Annotated in this window: 6 protein-coding genes; 5 read left to right on the top strand and 1 reads right to left on the bottom strand. The window is 49.8% G+C overall.

Translation table 11 applies throughout. The features are described 5' to 3' along the window. A partial coding sequence (locus E3J62_02090; protein ID TET47233.1) for a Dam family site-specific DNA-(adenine-N6)-methyltransferase occupies positions 1-671 on the bottom strand: 671 nt, incomplete at its 3' end. Positions 672-1,392: 721 nt separating this feature from the next. On the opposite strand from E3J62_02090, the gene E3J62_02085 reads away from it, so the two are divergent. The 5 genes from E3J62_02085 to E3J62_02065 all read left to right on the top strand — a co-directional run bounded on the left by E3J62_02085 (position 1,393) and on the right by E3J62_02065 (position 9,466). Continuing rightward, positions 1,393-1,854 carry a hypothetical protein gene (locus E3J62_02085; GenBank protein TET47232.1) on the top strand — a complete coding sequence of 154 codons (462 nt, stop codon included), beginning with the start codon at positions 1,393-1,395 and terminating at the stop codon, positions 1,852-1,854. Positions 1,855-2,278: 424 nt separating this feature from the next. Then, on the top strand, positions 2,279-2,944 hold the full coding sequence (locus tag E3J62_02080; GenBank protein ID TET47231.1) for a hypothetical protein: 666 nt from the start codon (positions 2,279-2,281) through the stop codon (positions 2,942-2,944). A 195-nt stretch (positions 2,945-3,139) separates the two neighbouring features. Then, positions 3,140-3,736, top strand: a complete 597-nt coding sequence (locus tag E3J62_02075; protein TET47230.1) for a hypothetical protein — start codon at positions 3,140-3,142, stop codon at positions 3,734-3,736. Positions 3,737-4,542: 806 nt separating this feature from the next. Beyond that, positions 4,543-6,378 (top strand): T9SS type A sorting domain-containing protein, encoded by a 1,836-nt coding sequence (locus E3J62_02070; GenBank protein TET47229.1) that lies wholly within the window; start codon positions 4,543-4,545, stop codon positions 6,376-6,378. A gap of 85 nt (positions 6,379-6,463) precedes the next feature. After that, positions 6,464-9,466 carry a T9SS type A sorting domain-containing protein gene (locus E3J62_02065; protein TET47228.1) on the top strand — a complete coding sequence of 1,001 codons (3,003 nt, stop codon included), beginning with the start codon at positions 6,464-6,466 and terminating at the stop codon, positions 9,464-9,466. The last annotated feature ends 387 nt before the right edge of the window (positions 9,467-9,853 follow it).

Genomic DNA, 9,853 nt, shown 5'->3' with positions numbered 1-9,853 from the left:
CTGGTGAAGCTCGAGGTCTTGCTCAAAGGTTGATATGGTGGGTCGAAGTAAATGAAGTCCCCTTTTTTCGCGAACTCCAAACAATTTCCGAAATCACCACACACGATTTCAACATTCTGCAGAGCTGCGCTTACAGCCTTCAGATTGGCAGAGTCACAGATCAAAGGATTCTTGTATGCGCCAAAGGGAACATTGAATTGTCCTTTGCGATTGACTCGATATAGCCCGTTGAAACACGTCTTGTTGAGGTAGATAGTCCTGGCAGCCCTTCTGAACCGCTCTCGCGGTCTCTCCCCCCTGATTTCATAGTATGCCTTCTCTTCATTCTTGTATTTGGAGTCGCATAGCATCCTTATCAGTTTCTCGGGATCGTCCTTAACAGCAGTGTAGCAGTTGACGAGTTCCTCGTTAGAATCAATCAGAGTGACGTTCTTCTTCTTCAGCTTGTCTGCCCTGAACAGATGGAAAAAGACAGCACCTCCTCCCACAAAGGGCTCAATATAGCTCTTGAATGTGCTTGGGAAAAGGGACTCATACTGCCTCAGCAGTTGGCCCTTTCCCCCGGCCCATTTGACGAAAGGCCCTGGTGAAAGACTGCTCTTTCGCTGTTTCTCGGTCGGATGAAGCAGGGTCGATTGCACTGTCTCTATGTGTTTACCCGGTCTACCCATGAGTTTGAATCAACCCCGTATGTCTGGGTGAACCACGGAGGATTGCCTGGAAAGGAACTGGCTCGTTTGCTCCGGGCATGCAAGGGCGACTTGTCACCGTCATCTGATGATGCCCCTATCGAACGCGCTCTTTGCCAATATGCACAAGGTTCAGATTCTGCAGCCATTCTATCAGCTTCGGAGATGGGGATCAAGTGCAACCTGTGCCTGAAAACAAGAAAACCAGGCCCGGCGCCAGGCGGGCAGTTTTGCGGTTTTTGAAGGGAAGCAATTCCAGAAGATGTCAAAAAATCCAGCACCGTCCCGAATGCTGTCCGGAAAGGTGAGATGGACCAATGCGTGCGTACGTGCGCAGATGCACACCTGCTCAGGTGAACAGACGAACCCATGAGCATCTGAACATGTGAGCTGATGGGTTTGTGCCAGCACGGGCTGGACAATTCCGTAGCTTCGGTTGTTAGGGGTGCTGGACTGGTGGCTAACCTTTGTTCAGACTAGAAATTCTGAGGGGATTCGAAGCCTGTCCTCCGCCTGCCCTACAGAGCCAAGGTGAGCGAAGGAGGGTAGCATGGGCGATATTTCCCGGAGGCCGTCCAACTATGCGCTGCAACCGCCTATTCATGATTGAAACCAGATTTTTGAATTTTCCCCTTGACAATGTCTTGCTTTCTGTTTATATTGTTTGTAGGAAACAAACAAGAAAGACAGAAAGGAGGTCATCATGACTATTCAAGAAGCCGCTAGTGAGATACTGCGTGACGTGGGAGAACCGTTGACTTCAAGAAGGATAGCTGAAATCGCACTCGATCGCGGTATGGTTACGAGTGCGGCGCAAGACCCGGTACAATCACTGACGGCAACAATTGACAAGAACATACGCAAGGAAGCCTACAATACCCCCAGACTGGTCTTCATTCAAGGACCTCGAGGAAGGTTGGTTGGGCTGCCTGAATGGAGTGCCGACCATTCAACGCGTCTGAAGAACAAGACGTCTTTCTTTCTCGAGCTCAGAGCGAGGATACCTGCGGAGTTGCTTGACAAGATCAAGCTAGCTGAGCAGGCGAAGCTTAGAAGTGACTTTGATGAGACAGTTTCTTTTCTCTTGTCAAAGGGCCTGTCGCTAGTTGCGACCGATGTGAAGGAAGGTCTAATGAAGCAGTTGGATTCATTAGGTTCAGTCTGACCCTGTAGGAACAGTGAGGAGCGTGTCAATAGGGTGTGCGGGGAGTCACCTCAACAATGGTCTAACGGCGGGGCCTGGGAACCTCGACCGAAGTGCGGCTGTAAGTCCTTGCCGAAACTGACCGGGTTTCTCCCGCAAAGCGGACCCTATGTCCGTCAGCGGGCGTATGCTTTACTTGATACTTTTCCAGCCACCAAGTGCGCTGTCTTCCTTTTGGTTCGCTAGCTGAGTCCATGTAGACTATCGGAACCGCTCCTCATTGCTTTGGCAAGCGCAGAGCCCCATGAGGTGTGGGACGGCACGCCCCTAGATATGGCGGACGGGGCTAGCATCGCACTCCCCAAGGAGGAATGTTCTTCGCGAAGCCTGAAAAGACTGAAATGCAGGTTAGCCAGATGAAACTTAGGATTAGGAGGGTATTGTTATGGGCAAAACAGGCGACAGAGAAAGACGCATCACACAGAGATTTGTCGACCACCTCGTGAGCGACGGATGGCGACTGGTACCCAAAAACGACCGAAGGAAGGAGTGGAAGCGGGCCGATGCGTGTTTGAGAAAAGACCGTAACTTCATCGTAGCGGAGGTCAAGGCAGGGGGAGAAACGGTGAACGATACGACTAAGAAAACTAATTTCGACAGAGGTATGTCATCTATCACGGAGAGAATGGTAGGGTACAAGAACATGGCCTATGTGCTTGCTTTGCCACCTGACCGAGCCTACCAGAGGTTGGCTGCAAAGATACCTGCAAGCTTCAAGGAGACAAACAAATTCCGCATTTGGATTGTGCCGGAGAAAGGAAAGCCGTATGTCTTCAAGGAGCGAAGGAAAGAAAAGAAGACAAGGGGGCTGCCCAAGAGACGGGTCCGGTCGTCGAAAGGGGTTTCAAGTTTCCTGACGGGGCTGCCGCCCGGAGAATACTCGTATAGTAAGCTTGTCGAGCTGGCACACAAGAACAAGGTGGAATCCAATGACAAGCAAGGCTTACCCCATGCCGTAGCGAGCGCGTTACAGATGCAAAAGAAACAGGGAAAGGTGCGTAGTCTTGAACACGGAAGATGGCGGATTCTGAAGCGACCTGCGAAGATTTGAGTTCGAAGAATGAAGTGTGCTGAACAAGAACCAGATTACTGGCTGCAGAGTGACAAATAAAGCTAGTGTTGTGCGTTATGGGGTTAGAAATTCAGCGATGCTGATGCCCAAGAGTTGTTTGGCTGAACTTGTCCATGAAGGATTGGTGGGAACGGAATGCACTCGTCAGTGGGGGTGTGAGGGAAAGGAGAGAAAATGCGGCTACCAAAGTTGGTGAGGGATTCTAGGAAGGGTCTCGAGAAAGAGATACAGACCTTGCCGTCTGGTTTCTACGATTCGTTCGAATACACCAGAGCCGGGAAAAATCTCACGCACCCCAGGACTCTCGGTTGCATTGTGAAGGTTTTGCTGGGGTTCGACAGTGTGAAAGCTGTGGACATTGACATACGTATGAACATAGGGCGAGTCAGGTTTCAGCCTGATATTCAGGTCATAGGCACTGACGATACGCCTATCCTCTTCATTGACTATGAGAGCCCCAATTCGAGTGATGCCCGCATCCCCCGAAAAGATGTTCTGCCCTATCTCAAGCTCGGCAGGCCGATACCCTACATCGTAATCACAACACTCCCTGACGCTCCGAAAGCTAAGTGGAAGACAAGAGTCTACCCATCCAGCGCAAGCAGAAATCGTGGGAGAGTGAGACAGAAGATTCGTGAGAGTCCTCGTAGGTTCTGGTACAACAACTATCGCCACGAGCTGAAGAAGCTGAAGAACAGACTTGACTCTGTTTACTTCTTTAACATCGATGGTAAGAAAGTCATGGTTGCGCCACTTTTCAAAAAGACCTAGGGACTGTGCCCTCCGAATCCTCGAAGGATCTTCGACATGACTTTCTGACAGAAACCTGGGTCGTCGCATTTTGAAGGCAGAGCCCTTCACCTCCGCGCCGGCCTCATTCGTCCTGTCTCTAGTTTAACTACATAAATGAGAAGTCAGCGTATTTCGGACTGGCCCCCTGGCTTTGCCTTTGGCCTTTGCCTGTCCTGTACTGATGTAATCGTAGCAGAATGAGCCGGAGAACACAAGCACCAAAACATCCGAAATTCGAAAAACGAAAAACGAAAATCGGTCCTTCTCCCCCACCTGCTGAACCTCCCCGAAAATCGAAATTCGAAGATCGAAAATCGGAACCGACCAAACCCGAAAATGCGAAATTCCGCACTCCCCTACTCCTCGAAAATAGAAAATCGAAGATCGACCCGCCTACGCCCAGGTGGCTACGGCGGGTTTTCCCCTCCCCCCTGCCCTTTCCAAATTGCGAAATTGAAGACCTTGTCTACCCACTCGAAAATCGACCCGCCTACGTCCTACGTGACTTCGGCGGGTTGGCGCCAAAAGACGAAAACCGAAAATCGACATCTAACGATCACCACCCCGGAAAACCAGCAAATGAAGGACCTTTCCGGAGATTGCTTCGAGTTGCCGCTGGCAACTCTCGCAATGACAGGTTTTCTCTCTATTGTTGGAGTGTTGGAGGGGCGATGGTTGGCTCCAGAACTGGCTCGGGGTGTCCTGTTGAGGAAGGTGGAGATTGGTGTTGAAATGTGGGCTGAGGTGGGCTAGGATTGTTGAAGAAGTCTTAAGAGGTCGGGTGTATGTTCGGGTTGTCTTATTTCGCTTGTAAGCCAATCAACAGGTCTGAGGGGGTGTCTGTAATGCGGACATTCATCGCTTGCATTGCGTTGATGTTTTGTGTTCTTCTTTACTGTCAGGTATGTGCTGCCCCCGATGAACTCAGCAATCCGCCGCTTATGCCGGCTCCCAACACCCAAATCAAGTCCCACACATTGGGCAATATGAAATTGGTTGTCAGCAACTGGGGTTTCTTCGGCAATGAGGCACAATATAACGAATATGAGTGGTCGTGCGAATTTCCCGCAGATTCAAGCCAAGACTATCTGTTTCAGGGTGCATTGTGGATTGGTGGTATCGTTGATGGTGAGACGCTCGTCTCTGTGGGTGCTGATGGTTGGCTCCTGGAGCATGAACTGTTTCCCGGCTCTGCCCTCGGAGACACGATCGTAGAAAGGTCTTGTGATACGCTCTCCCCCTACTATCGCCGGGATGCGGTCTCTGAGCAGGACCTAGTAGCTACCTACACCGACACAATCACTGACACATTGATTGTCCCTCCTGACCACAGGCCTATGGGGATAAAGATCACTCAGCAGACGTACTGCTGGAAGCACGATCACATCAAGGACTCGATACTTATGAGGCTTTTAATTGAGAACATCCGAGGGGACCTACACACCGTGAGAGACATTTATGTTGGCCTGTACATAGATGGTGATGTTACTCCCGTCACCTCCAACATTGCGTGCAGGGTGCAGGCTGCGCAGGATGACATAACCGGGTTTAGAGCATGGGGAGATGAATCTGACACTCTGTGGACTCCTGGAACCACCCTTTACCATTGGAATGAGCAGACCCAAAGCTATGATTCGACGGATGTCGTGGGCACACCCATGTATCAATCTCCTTGCGATTACACAACAGTCGCGTGGCTCGCGGACGACGACGGAGTCCATCCTGATCCCCCCTGCACGGGGATGGGAACCGCAGATGCTGTCACCGGTGTGAGAGTCGTGTGCCCGGCCGGACAGGAAGTATCCTACAACTGGTGGTTCTCAGATTCGGACGATAGTCTTGACTGGGGTCCGTACCACACTGAGGATCCAGACGATCCAGATGGAACCCCTATGGGGGATGGAGCGAAGTATAGAATTATGAAGAATGGCTACTTTGATCCTGACCAGGTCTGCGATTCTCTTGTTTATCCTGCAGGAATCGACAGCATAAACGATACACGATATCTGCTGTCCTTCGGCCCTCACGACCTCCCTGCTGGAGACACTCTCGAGATAGCACTCGCGTTCATAGGCGGAGAGCATTTTCATAGCGAAGGCACATGGTGTGAGTGGAATTTTGACGATCTGGCCACAAACGCGAGCTGGGCACACGCTGTTTGCGATAACCCTGGAACTGATACAGACGGCGATGGATATGCTGGTGACTTTTTGATAATTGGTGGCAAGAAACTTTTCATCTGTGGCGACGGTATTCCTGATTTCCGGGTTCCTCGGCGCTGGCCACCCGACCCCTGTCGCGTTCCCACTGGAATCGCAGAGGAGTCGACCAGACCCGGCATGTGGAAACCCGAACTGAGGCAGAACCTTCCTAATCCTTTCTCGGTTTCAACAAGGATCGTGTTCGCGGTTTCAAATGGCGGAGAATTAAGGTTGGATGTGTTTGATATCAGCGGAAGGCTGGTTGCGAACCTGTTGGACACGAAGGTCGCTGCTGGTTACCACGAATGCGAATGGAATGGTCTGGACGCGAAAGGCCAAAAGGTTCCGAGTGGGGTTTACTTCTATAGGCTGAATTTCAACGGACAATCGCTAACACGGAAGATGGTCGTACTGAGGTGATTAGTTTTGGGTCGGCACCGAGCCAAAGACTGGTGGAACATGCACTGGTCTACAGCACACTCAAGTGTTCAAAAGGAGGAAAACCATGAGAAGACGAGCAGCATATGGAATCATAGAAGGTATCTTGGCAGTACTGATCATATTCCCTACCTTTGCTTGTGGGCAGGACCTGGAATTCATAAGAACGGTCTGCAGGGAGGGCTGGGTTAAGGTCGCTGATGCCAATAATGACGATAAAAATGAAGTCTTGTTTGGTTTTGGGTATGGGAGTAGAAACCCTCAGGCAGTGATACTAGGTTCTGGTTACAGTCCGTATGATATCTTGTGGCGAGCAGATATGTCTTTTGACGAGGCTCCCCATGTGACTGTAGATATAGGTGACGTCAATAACGACGGAGAGAATGAAGTTATAGTGATGAACGCTTCCCCCCACGACATTAACTCCAATGGCAAGATCAGGATATATGAACACACGGGTGGAAACAATTACGGGCTGCTCTGGAGCCAGGGGCTTAGTGAAGGATTCCGTCGACTTGCTATTGGGAACACAGATGACGACCCTGAGAAAGAGTTTGTTGTAGGCAACGCCTATTACGACCGAAGACTGTACATCTATAACTATCAGGGCGGCAACACTTGGAGTAAAAGCGCCATAGAATTTGTAGGTGAGGATTGCTTCGGAGTGAAAATTGCAGATGTAGATGCTGACGGTCAAAATGAGATCATTGTCGGGTTGGGTGTCTGGCCGCCTTATTCTGTGCGGATCTATAAGTACATGAGCGGTTCCTATCAGCGGATATGGCAATATACATTCTGGTCCGGGAGTCCTTATGGTGATGAGCTCTGGTTAGATGTGGGTGATACGGACAATGATGGCGAAAATGAGATCCTGGTCTGCGAGCAATCGACACATAAGGAATGTAATGATGATGACGTCTTCATCTTTGACCACGCGGGTGGAACCAACTGGGCTCTCTCTTGGTCTGCCTCTGCAGGCCCATACCCGAATACTCACGGTGCGTACTCACCTCTGATCGGCAAGATTCTTAATAATGGGTTAAATCAGTTCGCCTTCGTGAGCATGGATACCATGCATGTGTACGAATTTCAGTCAGGAACTTATGAGGAGGTTCTAGTTAAGCCCTTAGATACCAAACTGATAAAAGGGCAGATTTTCGGAGGAGACGCCGACAATGACGGAAACTATGAAGTCCTGCGTCTAGCAGCTGGCCAGCTCTCCATTTACCGGGGTTCTGGGCAGAGCTTGGAATTCCTCCAAACGGTCAGTGGCCGGAGTTGGGCGAACGCGCTGAAAGTCGGCGATGCTGACAATGATGCACAGAATGAGCTCTTGTATGGCTTTGCCTATCAGACCAAAAACCCTCAAGCAATGATATTTGGTCCTGCCTACGGTTCACTTGACGCCTTGTGGAGGGCTGATATACCTTTTGCAGAGGCCACTGAAGTCGCGGTAGATATGGGTGATGTCAATAATGATGGAGAGAACGAAGTTATTGTGATGAATACCTCACCTCATGATGTAAATCCCAATGGCAAGATCAGGATATATAAGCACACGGGTGGAAACAACTATGGGCTGCTTTGGAGCCAAGGGCTTAGTGAAGGGTTCCGTCGACTTGCTATAGGAAACACAGATGATGATCCTGAGAAGGAGTTTGTCATAGGCAACGCGTATTACGATCGAAGATTGTATGTCTATGATTACCAAGGTGCGAATGTGTGGACAAAAAGTGCAATAGAATATGTTGGTGAGGACTGCTATGGGCTGAAGATTGCCGATGCAGATAATGACGGTCAAAATGAAATCGTCGTTGGATTGGGTATCTGGCCGCCTTATTCAGTGCGAATCTACAAGTATCTGAGCGGTTCCTATCAGCGGATATGGCAGTATTCATTCTGGTCTGGAAGTCCTTATGGCCCTGCCTACACGCTAGATGTGGGTGATACGGACAATGATGGCGAAAATGAGATTCTGGTCTGCGAGATGTCCAACAAGGAAGGCAATTCTGATGATGCCTTCATCTTTGAGCATTCAGGCGGAGCTAACTGGACTCTATCTTGGTCAACTTCTACAGGTACTGTTCCAGGGAATTATGGTGCGTATTCTCCCCTGATCGGCAAAATCCTAAACACACCGGAAAATCAGTTCGCTTTCGTGAGTATGGATACGATATACGTATATGAATTTCAGTCAGGGACCTATGAGCAGATCTTACTCAAGCCTCTAGACACGAAACGTTCAATGGGACAGATCTTCGGAGGCGATGTTGAGAATGACGGAAACTATGAGATCTTATGCCTCGCAAGCGCCCAGCTCTCGATTTACCGAGGTTCCAGGCCGGAGGCGCCTGAAATCGATGTCCATCTTGACATCAAGCCAGGGTCGTGCCCTAATCCTCTGAACGTGAAAAGCAAGGGTTTGCTTCCTGTAGCGATCCTTGGAACAGAAGAATTTGATGTGACTCAGGTCGATGTGTCAACCGTCGAGTTAATAGGCGTTGCCCCTAAGCAAAGCGGTATAGAGCATGTGGCCACACCGGTGGAGAACAAACAGAATCCATGCGACTGCACGGATGAAGGGTCGGACGGCTACGACGATCTGACGCTGAAATTCAAGACAGAGGACATTGTGAAGGCGCTGGGCGAGGTCGAGGATGGTCAGGAGATAGAATTGACTCTGACAGGGGCTTTGAACGATGGGACTGAGATTGAGGGGTTAGATTGTGTTGTGATTATCAAGAAAGGCAAGGGTGGCAAGCAGACGGCCGGTGTAGAGCCCGGCATACCGAAGGTATTTGCACTTTCTCAGAACAGTCCGAATCCCTTCTCTCGTGAGACGACTATTTCATTTAGTCTGCCTGCTGCCATGAAAGCCAAGCTCAGAATCTATGACCCAAGCGGGCGAGTAGTGGCAACGCTTGTGGACGAGGACAAGGAGCCTGGTCTCTACTCTGTCAGTTGGGATGGGCGAGCTGAAGATGGAAAAAAGGTTGTTAGTGGAGCGTATTTTGTTCGGCTAGAAGCGGAGAGGTTTGAGGCGGCGAGCAAAATGATTGTTGTGCAGTAGCAGTAGTTTCTTGGAACAACGGTGGGGGCGTATCGCAATACGCCCCTACACGTTCGTCGTAGTATTGAATTATCACCCTCCCCTGTACACCCGAAAATAGAAAATCGGCCTCCACACTGCCGAAGCACACGAAAATGGGAAAATTCCCTGAACTCTAACTTGAGGTGACAAGATGGCACCTCATCGCACAGATTTGCCAAATACGAGACTTGGCCCAATAAATCCATAAACAAATATTATACTATTGCGAAATCCTGCATTTCATGATATATTTTTCTTATAGAGGGGGGAGAAAAGAAAAGGATAAAGATAAAAATGAAGATAAAAATAGAAAAGGAGAGATGAGATGAAAAAGAGCCGCGGTTTGGCGAAAAGGCTCAAAAAGGA

The organism is candidate division TA06 bacterium (assembly GCA_004376575.1).
Taxonomy (GTDB): Bacteria; Hydrothermota; DG-26; order E44-bin18; family E44-bin18; genus E44-bin18.
This window is presented reverse-complemented; position numbering and strand designations above follow the sequence as displayed.

Bases quoted from the DNA above. Each gene is read 5' to 3' on its own strand.
- E3J62_02085 (TET47232.1), top strand. From the start codon at position 1,393: ATGACTATTCAAGAAGCCGCTAGTGAGATACTGCGTGACGTGGGAGAA.
- E3J62_02080 (TET47231.1), top strand. From the start codon at position 2,279: ATGGGCAAAACAGGCGACAGAGAAAGACGCATCACACAGAGATTTGTC.
- E3J62_02075 (TET47230.1), top strand. From the start codon at position 3,140: ATGCGGCTACCAAAGTTGGTGAGGGATTCTAGGAAGGGTCTCGAGAAA.
- E3J62_02070 (TET47229.1), top strand. From the start codon at position 4,543: ATGTTCGGGTTGTCTTATTTCGCTTGTAAGCCAATCAACAGGTCTGAG.
- E3J62_02065 (TET47228.1), top strand. From the start codon at position 6,464: ATGAGAAGACGAGCAGCATATGGAATCATAGAAGGTATCTTGGCAGTA.